This is a genomic window from Gordonia sp. GONU (assembly GCF_024733855.1).
Lineage (GTDB): Bacteria > Actinomycetota > Actinomycetes > Mycobacteriales > Mycobacteriaceae > Gordonia > Gordonia amicalis.
In genome coordinates, this window is sequence record NZ_JANRHB010000004.1 from 16769 (window position 1) to 38922 (window position 22154).

Here is a 22154-nt window from a genome sequence, read left to right on the forward strand (position 1 = left end):
CGATGAGCACACGTCCGACGCCTCGGGCCACCTACCGCTTCCAACTCAACGCCGACTTCGGGTTCGCCGACGTCGCGAAGACGCTCGACCATCTCGTCGAGCTCGGGGTCAGTCACGTCTACCTCTCCCCCATCGGAACCGCCTCGGCCGGGTCGACCCACGGCTACGACTGGCTCCCGCCACCGGCCGTGTCCGACCTCCTCGGCGGTGTCGACGGTCTGCGTGCGCTCCGCAGGGCCGCAACCGACCGCGGCCTCGGCCTCATCATCGACATCGTCCCCAACCACACCGGCGTGGCGGATGCGCTCGCCAACCCCTGGTTCGCTGACCTGTTGCGTCACGGCGTCCGTTCGCCCTACGCCTCGTTCTTCGACATCGACCTCAGCGACGACAACGGCGCCGGCGGCAAGATCGCACTCCCGGTCGTCGCCGCCGACGGTGACCTGAGTCCGCTCGAGATCGACGAGCAGGGCAACCTGCGCTACTACGACCACGCCTTCCCTGTGGCACCCGGCACCGAGAACGGCACGCCCGCGGAAATCCATGCGCGACAACACTACAAGCTCGTGCCGTGGAACAGCGGCCTGATCGGGTACCGCCGCTTCTTCACCGTCAACGAGCTCGCGGGCCTTCGGCAGGAGGACCCCGCGGTCTACGACGCCACGCACGAGTGGCTGCGCGAACTCCTCGCCGAGGACCTCATCGACGGTGTCCGCGTCGACCATCCGGACGGACTCTGGGACCCCCAGCAGTACCTCCACCGACTCCGCTCCGATGTCGGCGACGACCGACTGCTCTACATCGAGAAGATCCTCGCTCCGGACGAACCCCTCGAACCGACGCTCCCCGTCGAGGGCACCACCGGCTACGACCAGATGCGCGTCATCGACGCCCTGTTCGTCGCCCCGTCGGGCGTCGTCCAGCTCACCGAACTCAACGAGCACCTCACCGGTGACACCGGCGATGCGCAGTGGATGGCATCGGTGGAACACCAGCGCAAGCTGACGACTCTGCGCGAATCCTTCCCCACCGAACTCCGTCGACTCGTCCGCGCGATCACCCACTCCGACCCCGCCGCCGACGCCGACGCCATCGCCGAGGCGTGCGCCGAGCTGATCGCCTCCCTCGGCGTCTACCGGGCGGACTATCCGTCGCTACGGCCGCGACTGGAGATCACAGCCGTACGGATCGCGACCGAGAAGCCCTCGCTGACACGAGCGCTCGACACGATCGTGCGGGCGACACGCAGTCCGGGCGCGGCCACCTCACGCCTGGCGCAGACCTGCGGTGCGGTGACCGCGAAGAGCGTCGAGGACAGCCTTTTCTACCGCACCGCGCGCCTGGTGTCGGCGCAGGAGGTCGGCGGCGATCCGGCGAACCCGTCGGTGTCGCTCAACGCTTTCCACGACCACAACATCGATCGGTCCCGCCGCTGGCCGCTCGCGATGACCGCGACGTCGACCCACGACACCAAACGCGGTGAGGACGTCCGCGCTCGTATCGCCCTCCTCGCCCAGGTGCCCGAGCGGTGGTCCCTGCTCATCGAACGCGTCTGGCTGGGCACGGACGTCCCGGACAACCTGACGTGCTATTTCCTGCTGCAGAACATCTTCGGGGTGTGGCCGGCCGCCGGGTCCCGGCCCGGCGCAGAACCCGCCGACGGGGTGGTCACCGACGAGTTGCGTACCCGCATCGTCGATTACGCCCGCAAGGCTGCCCGTGAAGCCGGTCTTCGTACCACCTGGACCGAGGTCGACGAGGACTTCGAAGCCGCGATCGAACGGTGGATCACCCAGGTCACCACCGAACCGATCGCGAGCGCGGTCAGTGAACTCGTCGCCCGGACCGAATCCGCCTGGCGGCAGGAAAGCCTCGCGCGCAAGGCGATAGCTCTACTCGGTCCCGGCGTCCCGGACATCTATCAGGGCACCGAGTGGTGGGAGGACTCGCTTGTCGACCCCGACAACCGGCGGCCCGTGGACTTCGGTCGATCCCTGGATCACCCGAAGGCCGAGCTGGTACGGACCGCGCTCGGTGTCCGTGCCCGATACCAGGACGCGTTCGGCGCCACGAGCACCTATGACCGCCTTCCCGCCGACGGTCCGGCCTCCGACCGCACCGTCGCATTCACCCGCGGTTCCCGCGAGGTCGCCGAGGTCGTCGTGATCACCGCACGGTTCACGCACAGCCTCGACCCCGAGGCGGCGATCGACACCGTCATCGGACTGCCCTCGGGGGTGCGCTGGCGCGATGTCCGCACCGGGAAGGTCTACGACGAGACCGTCGACCTGGCCATGGCCAGGGCCGACCATTCGGTCGCGATCCTCGTCCGGGACTGAGTTCCCGCGCGGCTGGAGCGGAATCCGCGGTCGGTCAGCCGGCGGGGGCGGGCGCCGGCGCGGGACTCGGCGCAGGTGCGGGTGCCCCACCGGCCCCCGGCAACGACTGCGAGGGGTCGATCTGACCGCTCGGGCTACCGGGCGGACCGTCGACCTTCGAGACCAGCCACGTGCCGTCCTCCTTGCTCAGATCGAGCCGGAACACCATGAGACTGGTTCCCCCGGAGGGCAGTTTGACGCTGCGTCCGGTCACCTCCGCCATCACGACCGTCTTGGCGGTGTCGGTGTCCACGGTCTCGACCGCGACGACACTGATCTTCGACGAGACCTCGATCTTGAGCGACTCGACGTTCTGCTCGGTGTCCGCGCGCTCCTGCTCGAGACGCTGACGCAGCTCACCGGTCGACAGCGGACCGAGTAGTTCCTTGGAGTTGCCCGCATTGTCTGCGTTGAGGGTCGTCACCAGCTTGGTGACGAAATCCGCCGACGCGGTCTTTGCGTCGGCGAAGGCATTCGCCTCGCTCTGCAGCGTGTAGGTCCGCCAGCCGAGGAACACGCCGGCCACGATCAGCGCGACGATCGCCAACGCACCGAATGCGCGCTTGATCCCGCTCGCGGTGACCGTCAGCGAGAACTCCTTCTTGCCGGCGGCCGCGGGGCCGGGCTCGGGATCGGGCTCGCTGACCGCCGCTCCGGAACCGGTGCGACGAGCCGACTTTCCGCGCGGGGTCGTGGCAGCGTCCGTGGCCTGCCGCGCTGCGGTCGTCTTCTCCTCGGCTCCCGATCCTCCGGCGCCGAGTTCGTCTGTGCCGCTCTCCTCGCCGGTGGCGCTGTCCGCGGTCACGTCGGTGTTCTTGTCGAGATCTGGCTTCTCACGGTCTGTCATCTACAGGTCACGCAACTTGTCTGGGCGTCATTTGTCGAGCGGCACTGTGCGGGCATTCGGGTCGTAACGCGGTGGCGGCCCGGCAGTGTCGTCGCCCGGCGGTCGTGGTGCGTTGGCCGAGCCACGGATCTGCTGGTTCGGATCCTCGGTCACACAGTACAGATTGGTCGGGATGGTCAGCTCGAGGACCTTGGTCGGCCGACGCGGGGTGACCGGGTAGCTGCAGCTCGGCCGCGGATACACCGAACCGAAAGTCCACCACGCGCCGTCGTGGAACATGGTGAGGCTCTTGATGCTCGCGTCCCGGATCGACGGCATCAGCGTCGCCAGAGCCGGTGCTCGCAGCGCGCCCTGCTCGGCGATGTCGAGGAACTGCTTCATCACGTCGGTCACCGGATCGGTGAGCTGATTGATCGAACCGGCGAGGCTGGTCATCTGCGACGGGTCGCGATCGAGCAGGGTGCGCAGTTCCCTGTCGGAGGCGGCGGCGTTGTTGATCAGGTCGCTCAGCGACGACACCGTGTTCCCGAAGTCGGGCTGGATGTCGGCGGTCGTCTTGAAGATGGTGCCCGCGTTCTGGATCAGCCTCGTGGTCTCGGGCAATGCGGTGTACAGCCGCGCGAAGATCGTGCCGCCCGAGTCGAACAGCACTTCCAGATCGTTGGAGCCGTCCTCGGAATACAGCGCGACCTTCAGATTGTCCACCGCCGAGCGGAGTTCGGCCGGATCGATCTGCTGGATGAGATCCAGGGAGGACTCGAGAAGGTCGGAGAACGGCACGGTGACCTTGGTCTGGCCGGCCTTGATCACGTCGCCGTCCTTCAGGTACGGCCCCTCGGAGGTGGTCGGCTGGAAGTCGACGTACTGCTCGCCCGCCGCCGACAACCCCAGCGCCGCAACGGTGCTGTCGCGGTTGATCTTGTACCGGTCGTCGACCGTCACCTTCACCGTCACCGAATCCGGTTCCACGCGGATGGTGTCGACCTCGCCGATACGCGCACCGCGCAGCGTCACACCCGAGGTCTCCTGCAGACCACCGGAGATCGGGAACTCGACGGTCAGCTTGTACTTGTCCGCGAACGGTTCCCACCGCAACGTGCCGAGCGCCAGGTAACCGAGTCCGACGACCATGACCAGCACGAGCCCGATGTTCCCGACGAGCACCGAATTTCTACGCAGGAAACCGAATACGCCGCTCATCCGCAGCACCCCTTGGTTCCGGTGAGTCGGGCCAGCAACCGGGTGAGGGTCTGCTGGAGCGCTGCCGAGCCCGAGTCGATGTCCTCGAGCTCGGGAAGCCTGCTCGCCGAATCGAACCCGACGCCCGGGTTGAGCCAGTAGACCTTCGACGACACCGCGGCCGCGCTACCCGGTGTGGACTTGATCCACTTGGGGGTCAACGTGTGCAGATTGTCGGCCAGCGAACCGAGCGGACCCGCCGCCTGTCGCAGACCGGCCAGGACGGTCGACAGATGACCGAGCATCTCGACGAAATTGTCCTGGTCGGTACGCAGGAAGTCATTGGTCGCCGAGGTCACCTGCTGGGTCTTGTCCAGCGCGGTCAGGATCGAGCCGATCTGACCGTTCAGCGACTCGAGGGCGGGGCCGAGCTTGTTGATCGACGCCATGATCTGGGCACGACCGTCGGCCAGTTGTCCGGTCAGGATCCGGGTGTTCGCCAGTGACCGGTCGACCTGCGCCGAACTCTGGTTGAGCTTGCGAATACCGGTCGTCAGTCCGCGGATCGCGCCGTTGAGGTCCGACGGGTTGGTCGCGACCGCGGCACTCAGTTCGGTCAGGATGACCGTGAGCGAGTTCAGCGAGCCGCTGTCCACCACACCGCTCATGCTGATGAGCAGGTCCTCGACCGTCGCCGCCGCGGAGGTGGGTCCGGTCAGGGTGTCCCCGTCGACCATGAAACCCTTCGGCGCGTTGGGCGGCGGCAGCAGGGCCACGAACACGTCTCCGAGCGGCGTCGCCTGTCGGAGTTCGGCGCCCGTGCCCACGGGCAGCTTGGTCTTCTTGCTGACGTCCATCGTGACGATCGCGGAGTAGTCCTTGGCGACGATGGTGTCGACCTGCCCCACGTCGGTGCCGTTGAGCTTCACCTTCGCGCGCGTCGGCAGGTTCAGGGCGTTGTCGAAATTCGCCGTCAGCCTGATGGAGTCGCCGATGCCACCGGGGGCCGGCAGCGGGATCTGCTCGACGGTCAGCCCGGGCAGCACCCCACAACCGGTGAGCCCCATCAGCGCGCTGAGGAGCAACGCCGTCACCGCGCCGCGTCGCATGCGGGAGCGGCGTCGTGCCGGTTCAGCGACCGTGCGACCCAGGGAAGCGCTTGTCACCGCTCTCATTTCGTCAGCTCCAGCATCGCGGAGTAGATGCCCATGTCCGGACCGAAGTCCTTCAGCTTGCCGGTGCGGCAGCCGTCTTTCTGCAGGTTGATCGCCTCACAGAACTCGGCGAGCAGCTCGTTGTCGACGAGCGACTTGTCCAGCAGGACCTGGGCGCGCCAGGTGCCCTGCTCGGCGGAGATCGAGTTGCCAAGGTTCTGGAAGAGCAGCGGACCGACGTCGATGGTCTCCACCACCTGCCGTGAGTAGTCGCTCAGGTTCGCGGTCAGCGCGGCGAGCCGGTCGAAGGAGACCGAGATCGTGTTGGTGTTGTTCTGCAGGAAGGCCGTGGTGTTCTGCAGGGTCTGGTTGAGGTTGCGCAGCGTGGCGACGAGACCGGGTGACTGGCTGCCGAGCAGCTCGGACACCTCGTTGACCGACTTCGAGAAGGCGGTCATCTTCGGGTAGTTCTTCACCAGCGTGGTGGTGAGTCCCTCGATGGTCTCGATGATGTCGACGAGTGCATCGCTGTTGCCCGACACCACGTTCGACGCCTGGCCCAGCTGGTCGAGGGCGGCGCGGATCTCCTCGCCGTTGCCGGTGGCGATCCCCGAGGTGATGTCGATCATGTCCGCGAGCGGGCCGGAGCCCGGGCCCTCGCCCTTCAGGGACACGACGAGACCGTCGATGGCGTCGAACAGTTCCCCGACGGACACCGGGGCCTTGGTCTCCTTCAGCACCGAACCGTCCTCCAGCCTGGGTCCGCCCTCGTAGGCGGGGGTGAGCTCGACGTGGCGCGTGGTCACGATGGAGGTGTTGACGATGGCGGCCGTGGCGTCGGCGGGCACCGGCACGTCGTTGTCGATGGTCATGGTGACCTTGACCCGGTCACCCTGCGGCTCCACCGCGGTCACCTGACCGACCGGCATGCCGAGCACCGCGACGTCGTTGCTGACGTAGAGGCCGGCGACGTTGTCGAAGTACGCGGTGACCTCGATCGCCTGCCCGAATGCGGCCTTCCAGCTTCCCGGGATCATCGAACATCCCGACAGCCCCAGGATGCCGAGCAGGGAGACGCACACGAGGAGCGTCGAACGACGCAGTCTCTGCGGGTTCAGCATCCGTCCACCACCCGGGCCAGGCACAACCAGTTGTCGGGGAAGATGCCCCAGGGCAGGTAGCCGTTCACGTACGGCCCGTCGCCGATGACGTTGTTGGTCAGTCGAGCCGTCACGGGCAGGATCTCCAGCAGCTTGCGCAGGTTGTTGCGGTTCTTCTCGAGACCCTGCGTGATCGTGTTGAGGTTCGCCATGATCGGGGCGAACTGGTTGGCGTTCTCACCCGCCACCGCACTGGCCTGTTCGGTCAGTTCGGCGATGCCGTCGAGCAGGCGGGTGATCAATTCCTCACGGGCCACGATCTTCTGGGTCAGGTCGCGACCCTGGCCGACGATCACCGCGAGCTGCGCCTGATTGTCGTTGACGATGATGGTGATCGTCTTGGTGTCGGCGATCAGCTGGTTGATCTGGTCCTTGCGGTTGGTGATCACCTCGGACATCTGCGTCAGGGCCTCGAATGTCGGTTCGGTGATCGCGGGAACACCGGCGAGCTGACGGTTGAGGGTGCGGATGCTCTGCGAGAGGGTCTTGTCGTCGACGCCGGTCAGGATCGGCGCCCCCTCCTCGATGGTGCGGTTGAGGTCGTAGGGCACCGCGGTCCGCTCGATGTGACCGTCGGGTGCCTCCTCGGGCGAATCGCCCAGCGACACATCGACGTAGCGCTGACCCAGCAGCGTCGACATCTTGATCTCGGCCATACCGTTCGACGTCACCCGCACGTCGGTGTCGACCTTCATCGTCAGCGCGACGTGGTTCCCGGCGAGTTCGGTCTCGGTGACCTCACCGACGTCGATGCCGGCCACCCGCACTTTGTCCCCGGGCCGGATTCCGCCGGCCTGGGCGAAGTCCGCGGTGAGCGTCTTCTTGCCGAGATGCGCGCCCGCCAGTGCCGTCACGCCCAGCAGGAGGGCGACGATGACGACCGCGCCGATCACGCCGTACCAGATCCGGGTGTTGCTGCGGAAGTTCTTACGGAACCAGTTCATCGGCACACCACCGAATGATTCGTGCCACCGATCTTGTTGAAGATCCCCGGCGGCAGCAGGACGTCACCGATCGCGACGTCGAGGTCACAGGCATAGATGTTCAGGTACGCACCCTCTCCGAGTACCAGCGGGAAGTGACCGAGGAAGACCGGCGCGTCGACGGCCATCCGGTCGAGCTTGGAGCCGTTCTGGATGAGCGTCTTGGTGGCGATCCGTCCGTCGGTCGCGGCGGCGGCGAGGCTGTCCCGGCTGCGGCTCAGGACGTCGGCGAAACCGCTTGCGGTGCGTCCGATGTCGGAGACCGCACTGCCGAACGCCGCCGAGTTCGAGTTGAGGTTCGCGATCAGATCGGACATCGACCCGATGACCGTGCCGAGCTGACCGCCCTGGCGGGACAGGTCACGCATCACGGTGCTCAGGTTGTTGATGATCGCGCCGATCACGATGTCGCGGTTGGCGGTGTCCTCGGCGAGCCTGCCCACCTCGGCGACCGTGTAGCTCAGCGAGACCGAATTGCCCTGGAAGGCCTCGAGAAGACCCTGCGAGAGTGCGTTGACCTGCTCGGCGTCGAGTGTCTCGAACACCGGCTGGAACCCGGCGAGCAGCTTGGTGACGTCGAAGGAGTCCTCGGACGGCAACTCCAGTGTCGACCCGGGCGACAACGGCTTGCTGTCCCGGCCCTCCACCAGCGTCAGGTTGAGGTACCGCTGACCGATGAGGTTCTGGTAGCGGATCGCGGCACGGGTGTTGGTGTAGACCTGCTGGTCGTTCTGCACCTCGAATTCGACTCGGGCGCGGCCGTTGTCGAGTTCGATCTTGTCGACGCGGCCGACGCGGACACCGGCCATCCGGACGTCGTCGCCGCTGGAGAGACCCGAGGCGTCGGTGAAGAACGTCGTGTACTTGTTCGTCGATCCCGACACCGATCGTTCCAGGGTCGAGAAGATCACATACGACACGAGCAACGCGGCGATGGCGAAGATCGGGAAGCCGATCAACGGTTTTCGGATCGAATCCGAGGCCGCGCTCATCGTCCCCCTCCGTGGTCGGTGGCAGCATCACGCGCGTCGATCGACTGGACCAGCGGTCCGAGCATGACCGTGTCGGCGGCCGACGGCTCCCGGCGCAGCACCGCACCGAGGGTCTTGTTGTCGGAGTCGGTGGTCACCATGCCCACCGGCCGGTTCTTGCGCATGCCGTCGGACGGGTAGATCTGCAGCGGACCCGACATCGTCGGTCCGGTACCGGTTCCCGGCCCGACACATCCCGGGCCGCGCAAGGTCCCGTACGGGCCGCCGTTGTAGACCGGGCAGTTCTGCCGGGTGTAGCGCACGAACGCACCGAAGCTCACACCGAGGTTGAGCTTGACGTGTCCGTTGGTCCCGGTGAAGACCGTGAGCACCCGGGCGGCCAGGTTGTTGAGCGCGATGACCGCCTGCGGCAGCGAGTTCGGTTCGAGGACGGTGGCACCGAGCATGCGGTTGAGGTCGGTGACGAGTCGCTGACCGCCGTTTCCGTTGCGGGCGAACATCAGCTGCGTCTGGTCGAGCAGTCCCTGGCTGCCGGAGAGCAGTGCTGCGAGGTCGCGCTGCTTCTCGGCGAGCGTCACCGCCGGTATCACGCTGCGCCCCAGGGTGTCGAGCAGTTCCGGCGCGGACTCCGCGAGGCCGCTGATCGCGGCGTCGAAGTTGTCGAACCCCGGGGGTGCACCCGGCGGGAACTGCGCGTTGATCGAGTCGAAGTAGTTGCGCAGCACGCCGACGAACGAACCGAACACCGAACCGCCGCCCTTGAGGGCGTCGGCGATGACACCGAGCACCTGGGCGAGTTCCTCCGGCGGCACCGCGTCGAGGATGGCACTCAACTCGTTCTGCGCGTCCTGCAGTTTGATCGTCTCGAGAGACTTGTCGGCGGGGACGGAATCGCCCGACGACAGCCGCTCGGTGCCCGGTTCGGCGGGCCGCACCAGTTCGACCGAGTTGACGCCGAACAGGTTCGACGGCACGGTCCGCGCGGTCACCGATGCCGGGATGCCCTCGGCCTGCGCGGGCACGATGTCGATCTCGACCTTCTTGATCACCTTCGTCGCGTCGGTCTCGCCGGTGTCGGCGACCGAGATCGACTTCACCGAGCCGACGATGAGCCCGTTGTACCGGACGTCGGCACCCGACGTCAGACCGTCACCGACATCGACGAGGTCGGCGGTCACGGCCACCGTCTTGCTGAATGTGCCCTGGTACCGCATGAACAGCAGCACGAAGATCACCAGCAGGACCAGCAGGAAGGCGACGCCCCGCAGCACGTACTGCAGCAGCGATGGGTTGCGCCCATCGGTCGCGATGTTCACCGGCTCCCCCTCAGCCCGAGATCTTGATTCCGGGCGAGGTGCCCCAGAACACGAGGGTCATGATCAGATTCGCGAACACGATGACGATGATCGCGAGTCGGATGGCATGTCCGGCAGCAACTCCCACACCTTCGGGCCCCCCAGAGGCGAAGTATCCGTAGTAGCACTGGATGAACGTCGTCAGCAGCACGAAGACGATCACCTTGATGAACGAGAACACCATGTCCCACGACACGATGAACTGGTTGAAGTAGTACAGGTAGGTGCCCTCGCCCTGGCCGCTCTGGACCATGAACATGAACTGGCACGCAAGGTAGTTGGCGGCCAGCGACACCGAGTACAGCGGGATGATCGCGAGCACCGCGGCCAGCATGCGGGTGGTGACCAGGTACGGCAGCGGCCGGATCGCGATCGCCTCGAGGGCGTCGATCTCCTCGGCGATGCGCATCGAACCGAGCTGTGCGGTGAAGCGGCAGCCCGACTGCGCGGTGAACGCCGTGGCCGCGAGGAGCGGGGCGATCTCACGCGTCGTCGCGAACGCCGACAGTCCGCCGGTCACCGGCGACATGCCGAGCAGGTTCAGCGCGGTGTAGCCCTCGATCCCCACGGTCGCACCGCCCATGATCCCGAGGATCACCATGACACCGACCGTGCCGCCGCCCACGACGATGGCGCCGTTGCCCCACGCGACGTCGGCGAGCAGCCGCCAGACCTCTTTGCTGTAGTGCCGGAAGGCCAGCGGGACGGCACCGATGGACCGGACCAGGAAGGTGATGAGGTGACCCATCGCCGCGAGCGCGTCGCGCGGCCCCCGATAGACGGCTTTGGCGGCCTCCACGGGCCTGAGCGCGGGTGGCACATACCGTGACGCGGTCATCTCACACCACCTTCGACGGGAAGAGGATCGCGAACAACTGCGTGAGGATCACGTTCACGGTGAACAGGAGCAGAACCGAGTTGACCACCGCAGCATTCACCGAGTTCGCGACACCGGCGGGACCGCCCTTCGTCGAGAGGCCGCGATCGCAGGCGACGATCGCCACGATCGCGCCGAATATGACCGCTTTCGCCAACGCGAACATCAGGTCCGCGGTCGTCGCGAACGATGCGAAAGTGCCCGTGTAACTGCCTGGCGTACCGCCCTGGAAGTACACGTTGAAGACGTAGCCGGTGATGAAACCGACGAAGCACACGAAGCCGCAGAGCAGGAAGCTGACCACCATGGTGGCGAGGAGTCGCGGCGAGATCAGCCGCTCGATGGGGTTGACGCCCATCACCTTCATGGCGTCGATCTCGTCGCGGATGGTGCGCGAACCCAGATCGGCGGCGATGGCCGAGCCGACCGCGCCCGCGAGGAGCAACGAGGTGACCAGGGGTGCGCCCTGCCGGATCACGCCGAGACCGGTGGCGGCACCGGAGAACGACGTGGCGCCGACCTGGCCGGCGATGTTGGACACCTGGATCGAGACGATGACGCCGATCGGGATGGCGACGAGGAGGGTCGGGAACACCGACGTGGTCGCCATGAAAGCGCACTGGCGGATGAACTCACCGAACGGGAACCGCCGCTTGGCGAGGTCGACGAAGAGCGTGCGGAACACCTCGACGAACATGCCCAGCTGGCGTCCGAAGGTGTCGAAGGACGCGACGACATGCTTGTCGAACCACGCCCGAACCGCATTCGGTCTCTTCCGACCGACCTCCTCGTCGTCCGAGGTGACTGCGTCTGTGCTCAATCCCTACCCTTGCGTCTCGGCTCACCCGTTCACCGGCCGTCAGGTCGCCGAGCACGTGATGCGCCAACTCGTGCGCATCGGCTCGGCTGATCTGCTCGAGGTGCCCCCTTGGACATGAGCGTCGCCGTAATATACCCCGCTTTCGTCCGGCGATTGTGATCGGCCTCACAGTATCGCGCGATGCGCCTTCGAGAGCCCCGACATACCTTGCATGATGTGAGGAATTCCCCGACGACGTCCGCGACTGATGACCAGAGCACCAAAACTTGGTCAGTCGACCAACGGGAACAATACCTACCACTTCGTTCCAATGTGGGCCCTTACCACCCGCCACGCTCGGTGAACGAGATCCGGGTGTGGGCGCCCGAGGCCGGGAAGGTGGACCTCGTCGTACGATCCGGCGGTCCCGGCTCCCCCACCCGGTCGGTGCCGATGTCCGCCGGCGCCGGCGGGTGGTGGCAGGTCCCGTCGGACAACGCGATCGAGACCGGCCCGGACCTGCGCTACGGGTTCTCGCTGGATGACGGCCCGGCCCGGCCCGACCCGCGTTCCGTCCGCCAGCCCGACGGGGTCCACGAATTGTCCGCACTCTTCGGCGTCGACGAGAGCCGGTGGACCGACGACGACTGGGCCGGCCGCGACGCGCACGGGGCCGTGATCTACGAACTGCACCTCGGGAACTTCACCCCCGCAGGCACTCTCGACTCCGCGATCGAACGGCTCGACCACCTCGTCACCCTCGGCGTCGATCTGGTCGAGCTGATGCCGGTGAACGCATTCAACGGCACCCACAACTGGGGGTACGACGGCGTCGGCTGGTACGCGGTGCACGAGACCTACGGCGGCCCGGCCGCACTCGCCCGCTTCGTCGACGCCTGTCACGCCAAGGGACTCGGCGTCGTCCTCGACGTCGTCTACAACCACCTGGGACCGTCCGGCAACTATCTGCCGGACTTCGGACCGTATCTCAGTGAGGGCACGACGTCGTGGGGGTCGTCGGTGAACCTGTCGGGACCCGATTCCGACGAGGTGCGCGCTTTCATCGCCGGCACCGCCCTACGCTGGTTCACCGAATTCCACATCGACGGACTGCGTCTCGACGCCGTCCACGCCCTCGCCGACCATCGTGCGGTCCACATCCTCGAAGAACTCGCCGCGGCGACCGACGCCCTCTCGGCCGAGCTCGGGCGCCCGCTGTCACTCATCGCGGAGAGCGATCTCAACGACCCCCGGATGATCATGCCGCGATCTCGCGGCGGTCTCGGGCTGGCGGCCCAGTGGGACGACGACATCCACCACGCCGTCCACACGCTCGTCTCCGGCGAGCGACAGGGCTACTACGCCGATTTCGGCAGCTTCGGCTGCCTCGCGAAGGTCCTGACCGGTGGGTTCTTCCACGACGGCACCTACTCGTCGTTCCGGCGCCGCTGCCACGGCCGGCCGATCCCGACCGACCTCGTGCCCGCGTCGTCGTTGCTGGCCTACACGTGCACCCACGACCAGGTGGGCAACCGGGCGATCGGTGACCGGCCGAGTGCCTACCTGGACGGCGGGCAACTCGCCATCAAGGCCGCCCTGGTCCTGTTGTCCCCCTACACCCCGATGCTGTTCATGGGCGAGGAATGGGGCGCGGCAACGCCTTTCCAGTTCTTCACCTCGCACCCCGAACCGGAGCTGGGCCGGGCGACCGCGCAGGGCCGGAAGGCGGAGTTCGCCGAACACGGGTGGGACAGTGAGGACGTGCCCGACCCGCAGGACCCGGAGACCTTCGAACGGTCGAAGCTGGACTGGTCGGAGCTCACCCGTACCGACCACGCGCGGGTGCTCGACTTCTACCGGTCACTGATCGCATTACGGAAAGCCGAACCGGCCCTCCATGATCCGGCATTCGCCTCGGTCGACGCCGAATTCGACGAGGCGGCAGGGTGGTTCGCGATGCATCGCGCCGACTGGTCGGTGGTGTGCGTCCCCGGCGGCGCGTCCGTGACACTCCCCTGGCCACTCGACGTCCGGCTGGCCTGGGAGCAACCGGACGACGGAGTGTCACCCGGACACAACGTGATCGTCGGCGTCCGGCGCGATTCATAGCCCGAAGCCGCGCCGGGCGGGTCCCGGCCATAAACGATCAGGTCAGGTACTCGTAGGCCGGCGACCCCGGCTCGAGGCGTTCGCAGTGCAGGCGGGAACGCGACATCCGGTCCATCAGATCGCCCAGGTCATCCGGGGTGCCGAGTTCGACACCGACCAGTGCGGCACCGGTCTCGCGGTTGTTGCGCTTGACGTACTCGAACAGCGTGATGTCGTCATCCGGTCCCAGGACCTCGTCGAGGAAACGGCGCAGCGCACCCGGCTCCTGAGGGAAGTCGACCAGGAAGTAGTGCTTGAGGCCCCGGTGCACCAGCGAGCGTTCGATGATCTCGCCGTAGCGGGACACGTCGTTGTTGCCGCCGGACACCAGACATACGACGACCGCGTCGGCGGGCAGCCGCAGCTTGTCGAGTGCAGCGACCGCCAGCGCTCCCGCGGGTTCGGCGATGATGCCCTCGTTCTGGTACAGCTCCAGCATCGCCGAGCAGATGGCGCCCTCGTCCACATGTGTGATGTGGGCGGAGCCCGGGGTCGGCGACACCGGGCCGTCGGGGATGACCCGGACGGCCGGGTTCGCCGAGATGCTCGCCAGGACCGGATGATCGCTGACGCTCGCGCCGAGCTCGGACATCACCCGGTGTCCGATGGTGCCGATCCGCTTCACCGCCGCGCCGTCGACGAAGGGGTCGATGTCGTCGAGGGTGACCGGCCCGCCGTTGACGAGCGCCGCGCTCAGTGACACGGCGCCGGTCGGTTCGACGCCGACGATCGCCACCTCGGCGGAGAGCCCACGCAGGTAGGTCGCCATGCCGGCCAGGCAGCCGCCGCCGCCGACCGGTGCGACGACGACGTCGGGCATCCGGCCGAGCTGCTCGACGATCTCGCGTGCGATGGTTCCCTGACCGGCCGCGGTCCGCGGGTCGTCGAAGGCATGGATCCACGCGGACCCGGTGCGCATCACATCGGCCTGTGCGGCGGCAGCGGCCGCATCGTAGGTGTCCCCGATCGCTTTCAGCTCGACGAATTCACCGCCGTGCCAGGCGATCCGGTCGCGCTTCTGTTTCGGGGTGGTGGTCGGGACGTAGATCCGTCCCGGCACCTTCATGCTCCGGCACGCGAATGCGACTCCCTGCGCGTGGTTTCCGGCACTGGCCGCGACCACACCTCGGGACAGTTCGTCGGCCGAGAGCTGCGCCATCACGTTGTAGGCGCCGCGGATCTTGTAGGAGCGGACGGTCTGCAGGTCCTCGCGCTTGAGGTAGATCTGCGCGCCCGACGTCGACAGTCGCGGGCAGGCCTCGAGCGGGGTACGCGCCACCGCGTCGGCGATTCGCGTCGACGCCGACTCGATGGCGTCGAGGGTCAGTGCCGGACCGTGCTGGTGAACGGGGACGTGGTGCGTACTCACGACTGCCATGTTCTCACTGCGCAGGATCGTTCGGACCGTCCGGGTGCACCGATTCCGACACGGCGGGTGGGTGCCGGGGTTGCCCTGACGGACGGGTGGGTATACCCGCGGAGCCACTCGTCGCCCCGCACCCGTGCGCAAGACCGGGCGAGATCACGGCAGCAGCACGGCCCGCCACCTGACCAGGGAGCAGTCATGACATCTCGCCACCCATCCCGGCGCCGGCGCCGGCGCACCTCTCGCCTCACCCGGATCGCCGCCGGCGCATCGGCCGCCGCCGTGGCGCTCGGTCTCGCCACCGCCGTCGGCCCCGCCCCCGCCTCGGCCGCGCCGCTCTGTCCGGGAGCCGCTCCCGCACGGCTCGTCGGCGTCGTGCCGGGTGCCGCACTCGAAGGCCTGACGGTCGACGCCAGTGGACGCCTCTACACCACCGATCTCGTCTCGGGGCGCGTGTATCGGCTGTCCGGGCCGGGTGCACCGGCGGTGCCGATCGCCCGCGTGCCCGGTGGGAGCGGGGCGGGTGCACTCGCCTGGACGCCCGACGGGACCCTGCTCGTCGGGTACGGCGCCGATCCGCGCGTGTTCGTCGGCGATGCGCTGCGGCACGCGTCCATCGGCCGTCTGGACGTCAACACACGCGCATTCCGTCCGTGGGTGACCGGCCTGTCCGCGGCGAACGGGATGGATGTGTCCGCGCGTGGAAACGTCTACGCCACCAATGATTTCGGCAACCTCATCGGACGCGTCTCACCCGGCGGTGCCGTGAACGCCGCGTGGGGCGCCCTGCCGAGCGCCAACGGCGCGGTCCTGAGCCGCGACGACCGTTGGCTCTACGTCTCGCGGACATTCGTGAACCCGGGCGTCAGCCGGATCTCCACCGCCGACCCGCGGAACGTGCAGAGTCTGCTCGGCGTCGGTACACCGTCGACTCCCGATGGGCTGACCCTCGATTCCCGGGACCGGCCGGTCGTGCCGTTCAACGCGACCGGCGAGATCGTCCGGATCACCTCTCCCGGACGTCACTGCGTGCTGGCGACCGGTCTGTCGACCTCGAGCGTTCTCTCGTACGGTCGCGGCGACCGCGGGTTCTCCGCCGGGCGCCTGTACCGGGCCGGATTCGACGGACGGATCTACGAGATCCCGGGCGGATTCGATCGGGGCGCGACCGCCGCATTCCCCGCCAGGTAGCGCTCGCCCCACCACACCGCGAGGACTGCCACCGCCGTCGCCCACGCAGTGGCCTGTAACGATCCGAGGATCAGCAGGGTCACGACGGCGGTGGCGATGCCGGCGAGGACGGCGTGAGCCTTGTGGGCGGGCCACTCGATGCCGAAGACGTCGATCGTGCGCGGCGCGCGCCGAACCGGACGGTGCACGTTGATGCCGATCATCGTGGTCATCTGCGAACACTCCCCTCTACGGCTGGGCGCTACTGGACGTGGCGTCGAGTATAGCGCCACAGCGAAGAGAAATGTTCGGTGGACCGAAATCCTGGTGACGGGGACCCTGTCGGTGTTCTGGTCGGGCGGTTTCGACGCGGTGGCTCGCTTCGCTCGCTACCGGCTCAACCAGCAGGACACGCCTCGCCGCCAGCGCTCCTCTGGCTCAACCAGCAGGACACGCCTCGCCGCCAGCGCTCGCTACCGGCTCAACCAGCAGGGAGCGGCTTCACCAGCAGAACACGGCTCGACCAGCAGGTCAGCCCAGGCAGCTCGGTCCCAGCAGCGCTTTCAGGTCGCCCATCAAGGCCGAACTCGGCGCCACACGTAGGGACTCGGTCAGCTTGAGCTGCGTCTGTCGTTTGTCGCTGACGAGCGTCACATGCACGTCCGCCATCCCCGGATGGCGCGTGAGTACCTGCTTGAGCGCCTGGACCCGATCAGGGGTGCAGAGTCGCGCGGACAGTGTCAGTGCGACCGGTTTGGTGGCTCCCGCGGTCTCCAGATCGGGAACGGCCAGGTCGTTGGCGCTGATCATCATGCTGTCCTCACGCAGGTTGACCCGGGCCTTGATCAGCACGATGTTGTCGGCCACGATGTCCATCCCGTACGCCACGTACGCGCGCGGGAAGAAGTAGACCTCGACGCCACCGACCATGTCCTCGAGGGTGACCGCGGCCCACGGCTCCCCCTTCTTGTTCACCCGGCGCGTCACCGACGAGATGATGCCGCCGATGGTGATCTGGGCACCGTCGGAGATGTTGCCTTCCAGCAGCGACGTGATCGAGGTGTCGGTGTGCGCGGCGATGGCGTGTTCGACGCCGGCCAGCGGGTGCCCGGAGACGTAGAGACCCAGCATCTCCCGCTCGATCGCGAGCTTGTGCTTGGTGTCCCACTCCTCCTCGGGCACCTTGACCGCGAAGACCTCGGCCAGTCCGGGATCCGCGGCGTCGTCCCCTCCGCCGAACAGGTCGAACTGACCGATCGCCTCGGCCTTCTTGGTGCCGATGACCGATTCGACGGCCTCGGCGTGCACGAGGAACAGCCCCTTGCGCGGGTGGCCGAGCGAGTCGAACGCGCCGGCCTTGATCAGCGATTCCGTCACCTTCTTGTTGCAGGCGGTGACGTCGATCTTGCCGAGGTAGTCGGAGAAGCTGGTGAACTTCCCCTTCTCCTCACGGGCGTTGATGATCGAGCCGACCACGCCCGAACCGACGTTGCGGATCGCGGCGAGACCGAAGCGGATGTCGGCGCCGACGGCCGCGAAGTTGCGCTGCGACTCGTTGACGTCCGGCGGCAGAACCGTGATGCCCAGCTTGCGGCAGTCGGCGAGGTAGATGGCCGCCTTGTCCTTGTCGTCGCCGACGGAGGTGAGCAGACCGGCCATGTACTCGGCGGGATAGTTCGCCTTGAGGTAGGCGGTCCAGAACGAGACGAGGCCGTAGCCGGCGGCGTGCGACTTGTTGAACGCGTAACCGGCGAACGGCAACACCGTGTCCCACAGCGCGGTGATCGCCGCCTGCGAGAATCCGTTGTTGCGCATGCCCTCCGCGAAGCCGTCGTAGGCCTCGTCGAGGATCTCCTTCTTCTTCTTGCCCATCGCGCGACGGAGCAGGTCTGCCTGTCCGAGCGAGTAGCCGGCGACCTTCTGCGCGATCTGCATGATCTGCTCTTGGTAGACGATCAGACCGTAGGTCTCGGAGAGGATCTCCTTGAGCGGTTCCTCGAGCTCCGGGTGGATCGGCCGGATCTCCTGGAGACCGTTCTTGCGCTTGGCGTAGTCGGTGTGTGCGTTCACACCCATCGGACCGGGCCGGTACAGCGCGAGGACGGCCACGATGTCCTCGAACCCGGTCGGCTGCATCATCTTCAGGAGTTCGCGCATGGCCGCGCCGTCGAGCTGGAACACGCCGAGCGTGTCACCGCGGGCGAGCAGTTCGTAGGTCTTCTCGTCCTCGAGCGGCAACGAGTCGAGGTCGAGGTCGATCCCGCGGTTGAGTTTGATGTTCTCCAGGGCGTCACCGATGACGGTGAGGTTGCGCAGACCCAGGAAGTCCATCTTCAGCAGTCCGATGGCCTCACACGACGGGTAGTCCCAGCCGGTGATGATCGCGCCGTCCTGGGCGCGCTTCCACACCGGGATCGCGTCGGTCAGCGGCTCCGAGGACATGATCACCGCACAGGCGTGCACGCCCGCATTGCGGATCAGGCCCTCGAGGCCGAGCGCGGTGTCGTAGATCTTCTTGACGTCCGGGTCGGTCTCGATGAGCGTGCGGACCTCGGCGGCCTCGCCGTAGCGCTCGTGTTCGGGGTTGGTGATGCCCCAGACCGGGATGTCCTTGGCCATGATGGGCGGCGGCAGCGCCTTGGTGATGCGGTCGGCGATCGCGAACCCCGGCTGGCCGAACTGGACTCGCGCGGAGTCCTTGATCGCGGCCTTCGTCTTGATCGTTCCGAAGGTGATGACCTGGGCGACCTTGTCGCTTCCCCATCGCTCCGTCGCGTAGCGCACCATCTCGCCTCGACGACGGTCGTCGAAGTCGATGTCGATATCGGGCATCGACACGCGTTCGGGGTTGAGGAATCGCTCGAACAGCAGTCCGTGCGGGATCGGGTCGATGTTGGTGATACCCAGCGCCCAGGCGACCAGCGAGCCGGCCGCCGAACCGCGGCCCGGGCCGACTCGGATGCCGACCTCGAGGGCGTGGCGGATCAGGTCGCCGACCACGAGGAAGTAGGCGGGGAAGCCCATCTGGATGATGACGTCGAGCTCGTAGTTGGCCCGGTCGAGGTATTCCTGCGGCACCTCGGTACCGGCGAAACGACGCTCCTGGAGTCCCTTCGCGACCTCCTTGCGCAAGAAGGTCTGCTGGGTCTCGCCGTCGGGCACCGGGAAGACCGGCATGCGGTCGCGGTGGGTGAAGACATCTTTGTAGGACTCGACGCGCTCACCGATCTCGAGCGTGTTGTCGCAGGCGCCCGGGACCACCGAGTCCCACTGCTCGCGCATCTCCGCGGCCGACTTCAGGTAGTAGCCGTCGCCGTCGAACTTGAAGCGGGTCGGGTCGGACAGCGTCTTGCCGGTCTGCACGCACAGCAGCGCCTCGTGGGCGGCGGCGTGTTCCTTGGTGACGTAGTGGCAGTCGTTGGTGACGATCGGCTTGATGCCGAGCTTGCGGCCGATGTCGAGGAGACCGTCGCGCACGCGGCGCTCGATCTCGAGTCCGTGCTCCATCAGCTCGAGATAGAAGTTCTCCTTGCCGAAGATCTCCTGCCACTTCGCCGCGGCTTCGAGGGCTTCACGGTCATGCCCCAGACGCAGACGGGTCTGCACCTCACCGGACGGGCAGCCGGTGGTCGCGATGATGCCCTCGGCGTACTGGGCGATCACGTCGGCGTCCATACGCGCCCACTTGCCGAGCTGACCCTCGATGGAGGCGAGCGAGGACAGCTTGAACAGGTTGCGCAGGCCGGTCGCGTTCTCCGCGACCATCGTCATGTGCGTGTACGCGCCCGAACCGGAGACGTCGTCGCTCTTCTGCTCACGCGTGCCCCACTGGACGCGTTTGGTGTCGAACCTCGAACCCGGCGCGATGTAGGCCTCGATGCCGATGATCGGCTTGATGTCGTTCTTGATCGCGGTGTTGTAGAACTCGCTGGCGCCGAACATGTTTCCGTGGTCGGTCATGCCGATGGCGGTCATGCCCAGCCGCTTGGCCTCGGCGAACAACGGTGACACCTTGGCCGCACCGTCGAGCATCGAGTACTCGGTGTGGTTGTGCAGGTGAACAAACGAGTCCGTCACTGTGCCTCTTCTGTGCTCGCTGGTTGCTGTCTCGCGGGGATCATGCGCACGCTGATCTCGTGCCGCCGGTCGCCGAGTCCGGGTCTACTCTAGGCGCGCCCACCGACACCTCCTGGGAGGCACTCCGGGCGGTGACGAATGGGACAGCTGTGACAGCATGGCCGCCTCGCGCACACCCCGATCCACGTCGGGCTACAGCGCAACGAGAAACACGACGACGATCAGGATCAGCAGCACGGCCGCCACCCCTGCCAGCACCAGGGGCAGGCGGTTCGGGCTCGACGACGGACGCGGACCGCCGGACGACATCGGCCCGCCTGGGAACGGTGCACCACCCGGCGGCCGTCCCATCGGTCCCGACCCCGCGGCGCGGAGATGGTCGTTGGTCTGGCGGTGCGGACCGGACGGTGGGTGCTGCCACACGGCGGGATCGGCTCCGGTGGCCGGACGCGGTGGTGCCGGCCGGTCTCGCGGCTGCCTGTCCCCGGACGGGCGTTCACCGGCACGCCGATCCGGGTTCGGCCGGGGTGCGGCCCGCCGCGTCGCCTCCCCGCCGGGCGGGGCGGGCGGAGGTCCGCCGCGGTACGGACGTCCCGGCGCCGGCGGCGGAACCGCGCGACGTGTGGCCGGCATCGGCCCGGGTTGGTTTCGCGAGGCCTGATGGTTCCCGCCGGCCGGGCGCGGCGAGAGTCCGCGCACGGTGACGGCCTCGGCGTCGGGAACCGACGGTCGAGGCACGTGCCGGAGACTCGCCGTCAGTGCGTCGGCGAACTCGCGGCAGTTCGCGAACCGCTCCTCGGGTGTCTTCGCCATCGCCCTGGTGATCACCGCGTCGACCCCGGTGGGCAACCCGGCGACGAGTTCGGATGCCCGCGGCACCGGGTCCTTGAGGTGTGCGCCGATGACCGCGCCGGTGTCGCGGTCGTCGAACGGCACCCGGCCGGTGAGCAGGTGGAAGGTCGAGGCCGCCAGCGAGTACTGATCGCTACGACCGTCCAGCGTCCGTCCCATCAGCTGTTCCGGTGAGGCGTAGGACAGGGTGGCCAGCACGGTGCCGACCGAGGTGAGGGCCTCGGTCTCGTCGGAGATCTTGGCGACGCCGAAGTCGGTGAGCAACACCCGCTGTTCCTCGACCGTCGAGTCCTCGTCGACCTCGGCGAGCAGGATGTTCCCGGGTTTGACGTCGCGGTGGGTGAGACCCCGGCGGTTGGCGTGGTCGATGCCGCGGGCGACCTGCGACGCGATGTGCGCGACCCGCGACGGTGTGAATCTCCCGATGTCGGCGAGCTCACGGGCACAGTCGGTGCCCGGCACGTACTGCATCGCGATCCACAGCACATCCGACCGACCGGTCTCGGACGCGGTGGGGACCGTCGCCCGGCCGCGATTGAAGACGGTCACGATGTTCGGGTGGTCCAGGGTGGCCGCGACCTCGGCCTCGCGGAGGAATCGGCGCCGGAAGTTGTTGTCGGTCAAGCCTGCCGAGTCCTTCAGCACCTTCAGTGCGTCATACCTGGGGAGCTCCGGGTGCCGGGCGAGGAAGACAGCGCCCATGCCGCCGCTGCCGAGGAGTCGCTCGACGCGGTACCCGGCGATCACCGTTCCAGGCTCGAACACTCTCTCAATCTAGGCGAGTTCACCGACGATGTCGCCGGTTGACGGCCGAACG

The 22154-nt window shown here is 67.4% G+C and carries 16 protein-coding genes; 3 read left to right on the top strand and 13 right to left on the bottom strand.

The genetic code is table 11. The features are described 5' to 3' along the window. Nucleotides 1-2: 2 nt before the first annotated feature. Nucleotides 3-2339, top strand: a complete 2337-nt coding sequence (treY, locus tag NWF34_RS05250) for a malto-oligosyltrehalose synthase (protein WP_006438549.1) — start codon at nt 3-5, stop codon at nt 2337-2339. A 34-nt stretch (nt 2340-2373) separates the two neighbouring features. Here the strand turns inward: treY and NWF34_RS05255 are convergent, their stop codons facing one another. From NWF34_RS05255 to NWF34_RS05295, 9 genes are read right to left on the bottom strand one after another with little or no spacing between them, the layout of a single operon-like run. Beyond that, the gene (locus NWF34_RS05255; protein WP_006438548.1) at nt 2374-3225 is read right to left on the bottom strand and encodes a hypothetical protein; all 852 of its coding nucleotides are present in this window, start codon (nt 3223-3225) and stop codon (nt 2374-2376) included. 27 nt (nt 3226-3252) lie between these two features. Then, the gene (locus NWF34_RS05260; protein ID WP_159404767.1) at nt 3253-4425 is read right to left on the bottom strand and encodes an MlaD family protein; all 1173 of its coding nucleotides are present in this window, start codon (nt 4423-4425) and stop codon (nt 3253-3255) included. Then, nucleotides 4422-5579 carry an MlaD family protein gene (locus NWF34_RS05265; protein ID WP_210737803.1) on the bottom strand — a complete coding sequence of 386 codons (1158 nt, stop codon included), beginning with the start codon at nt 5577-5579 and terminating at the stop codon, nt 4422-4424. The genes NWF34_RS05260 and NWF34_RS05265 overlap by 4 nt, the downstream gene beginning before the upstream one ends. Further along, complete coding sequence (locus NWF34_RS05270) at nt 5576-6679, bottom strand: MCE family protein (protein ID WP_006438545.1); 1104 nt, start codon at nt 6677-6679, stop codon at nt 5576-5578. Before NWF34_RS05270 ends, NWF34_RS05265 begins: the two co-directional genes overlap by 4 nt. After that, nucleotides 6673-7662, bottom strand: coding sequence for an MCE family protein (locus tag NWF34_RS05275; RefSeq protein ID WP_159404766.1), 990 nt, complete (start codon nt 7660-7662; stop codon nt 6673-6675). The genes NWF34_RS05270 and NWF34_RS05275 overlap by 7 nt, the downstream gene beginning before the upstream one ends. After that, nucleotides 7659-8693, bottom strand: a complete 1035-nt coding sequence (locus NWF34_RS05280; RefSeq protein WP_006438543.1) for an MCE family protein — start codon at nt 8691-8693, stop codon at nt 7659-7661. The genes NWF34_RS05275 and NWF34_RS05280 overlap by 4 nt, the downstream gene beginning before the upstream one ends. After that, a complete protein-coding gene (locus NWF34_RS05285) occupies nt 8690-10009 on the bottom strand; it encodes an MlaD family protein (RefSeq protein ID WP_006438542.1) in 1320 nt (439 codons plus the stop codon). Before NWF34_RS05285 ends, NWF34_RS05280 begins: the two co-directional genes overlap by 4 nt. Nucleotides 10010-10019: 10 nt before the next feature. Continuing rightward, nucleotides 10020-10886 carry an ABC transporter permease gene (locus tag NWF34_RS05290; RefSeq protein ID WP_096274084.1) on the bottom strand — a complete coding sequence of 289 codons (867 nt, stop codon included), beginning with the start codon at nt 10884-10886 and terminating at the stop codon, nt 10020-10022. Nucleotide 10887: 1 nt separating this feature from the next. Beyond that, nucleotides 10888-11745 (bottom strand): ABC transporter permease, encoded by an 858-nt coding sequence (locus NWF34_RS05295; protein ID WP_006438540.1) that lies wholly within the window; start codon nt 11743-11745, stop codon nt 10888-10890. A 354-nt stretch (nt 11746-12099) separates the two neighbouring features. Between NWF34_RS05295 and treZ the strand changes: the two genes are divergently transcribed. Continuing rightward, nucleotides 12100-13833, top strand: coding sequence for a malto-oligosyltrehalose trehalohydrolase (treZ, locus tag NWF34_RS05300; RefSeq protein ID WP_006438539.1), 1734 nt, complete (start codon nt 12100-12102; stop codon nt 13831-13833). Between the two features lie 37 nt (nt 13834-13870). Here treZ and ilvA read toward each other — a convergent pair whose 3' ends face one another. Next, nucleotides 13871-15250 carry a threonine ammonia-lyase IlvA gene (gene ilvA / locus NWF34_RS05305; RefSeq protein ID WP_006438538.1) on the bottom strand — a complete coding sequence of 460 codons (1380 nt, stop codon included), beginning with the start codon at nt 15248-15250 and terminating at the stop codon, nt 13871-13873. A gap of 186 nt (nt 15251-15436) precedes the next feature. Here ilvA and NWF34_RS05310 point away from each other — a divergent pair, with 186 nt between their 5' ends. Continuing rightward, nucleotides 15437-16429 (top strand): SMP-30/gluconolactonase/LRE family protein, encoded by a 993-nt coding sequence (locus NWF34_RS05310; RefSeq protein WP_040005062.1) that lies wholly within the window; start codon nt 15437-15439, stop codon nt 16427-16429. On the opposite strand, the gene NWF34_RS05315 is transcribed toward NWF34_RS05310, so the two are convergent. The 3 genes from NWF34_RS05315 to NWF34_RS05325 form a co-directional block, all read right to left on the bottom strand. After that, nucleotides 16372-16641, bottom strand: coding sequence for a hypothetical protein (locus tag NWF34_RS05315; protein WP_040005061.1), 270 nt, complete (start codon nt 16639-16641; stop codon nt 16372-16374). The two genes, NWF34_RS05310 and NWF34_RS05315, sit on opposite strands and share 58 nt — an antisense overlap. Nucleotides 16642-16939: 298 nt before the next feature. Next, complete coding sequence (gene dnaE / locus NWF34_RS05320; RefSeq protein ID WP_096274086.1) at nt 16940-20485, bottom strand: DNA polymerase III subunit alpha; 3546 nt, start codon at nt 20483-20485, stop codon at nt 16940-16942. Nucleotides 20486-20677: 192 nt separating this feature from the next. Continuing rightward, nucleotides 20678-22102 carry a serine/threonine-protein kinase gene (locus NWF34_RS05325; RefSeq protein WP_096274088.1) on the bottom strand — a complete coding sequence of 475 codons (1425 nt, stop codon included), beginning with the start codon at nt 22100-22102 and terminating at the stop codon, nt 20678-20680. Nucleotides 22103-22154 lie beyond the last annotated feature (52 nt).

Excerpts from the sequence above, each read along its gene's own strand:
- NWF34_RS05280 (WP_006438543.1), bottom strand. The coding sequence starts at position 8,693 with ATGAGCGCGGCCTCGGATTCGATCCGAAAACCGTTGATCGGCTTCCCG.
- NWF34_RS05255 (WP_006438548.1), bottom strand. The coding sequence starts at position 3,225 with ATGACAGACCGTGAGAAGCCAGATCTCGACAAGAACACCGACGTGACC.
- NWF34_RS05310 (WP_040005062.1), top strand. The coding sequence starts at position 15,437 with ATGACATCTCGCCACCCATCCCGGCGCCGGCGCCGGCGCACCTCTCGC.
- NWF34_RS05315 (WP_040005061.1), bottom strand. The coding sequence starts at position 16,641 with ATGACCACGATGATCGGCATCAACGTGCACCGTCCGGTTCGGCGCGCG.
- NWF34_RS05265 (WP_210737803.1), bottom strand. The coding sequence starts at position 5,579 with ATGAGAGCGGTGACAAGCGCTTCCCTGGGTCGCACGGTCGCTGAACCG.
- treY (WP_006438549.1), top strand. The coding sequence starts at position 3 with ATGAGCACACGTCCGACGCCTCGGGCCACCTACCGCTTCCAACTCAAC.
- NWF34_RS05270 (WP_006438545.1), bottom strand. The coding sequence starts at position 6,679 with ATGCTGAACCCGCAGAGACTGCGTCGTTCGACGCTCCTCGTGTGCGTC.
- ilvA (WP_006438538.1), bottom strand. The coding sequence starts at position 15,250 with ATGGCAGTCGTGAGTACGCACCACGTCCCCGTTCACCAGCACGGTCCG.
- NWF34_RS05275 (WP_159404766.1), bottom strand. The coding sequence starts at position 7,662 with ATGAACTGGTTCCGTAAGAACTTCCGCAGCAACACCCGGATCTGGTAC.
- NWF34_RS05260 (WP_159404767.1), bottom strand. The coding sequence starts at position 4,425 with ATGAGCGGCGTATTCGGTTTCCTGCGTAGAAATTCGGTGCTCGTCGGG.
- NWF34_RS05290 (WP_096274084.1), bottom strand. The coding sequence starts at position 10,886 with ATGACCGCGTCACGGTATGTGCCACCCGCGCTCAGGCCCGTGGAGGCC.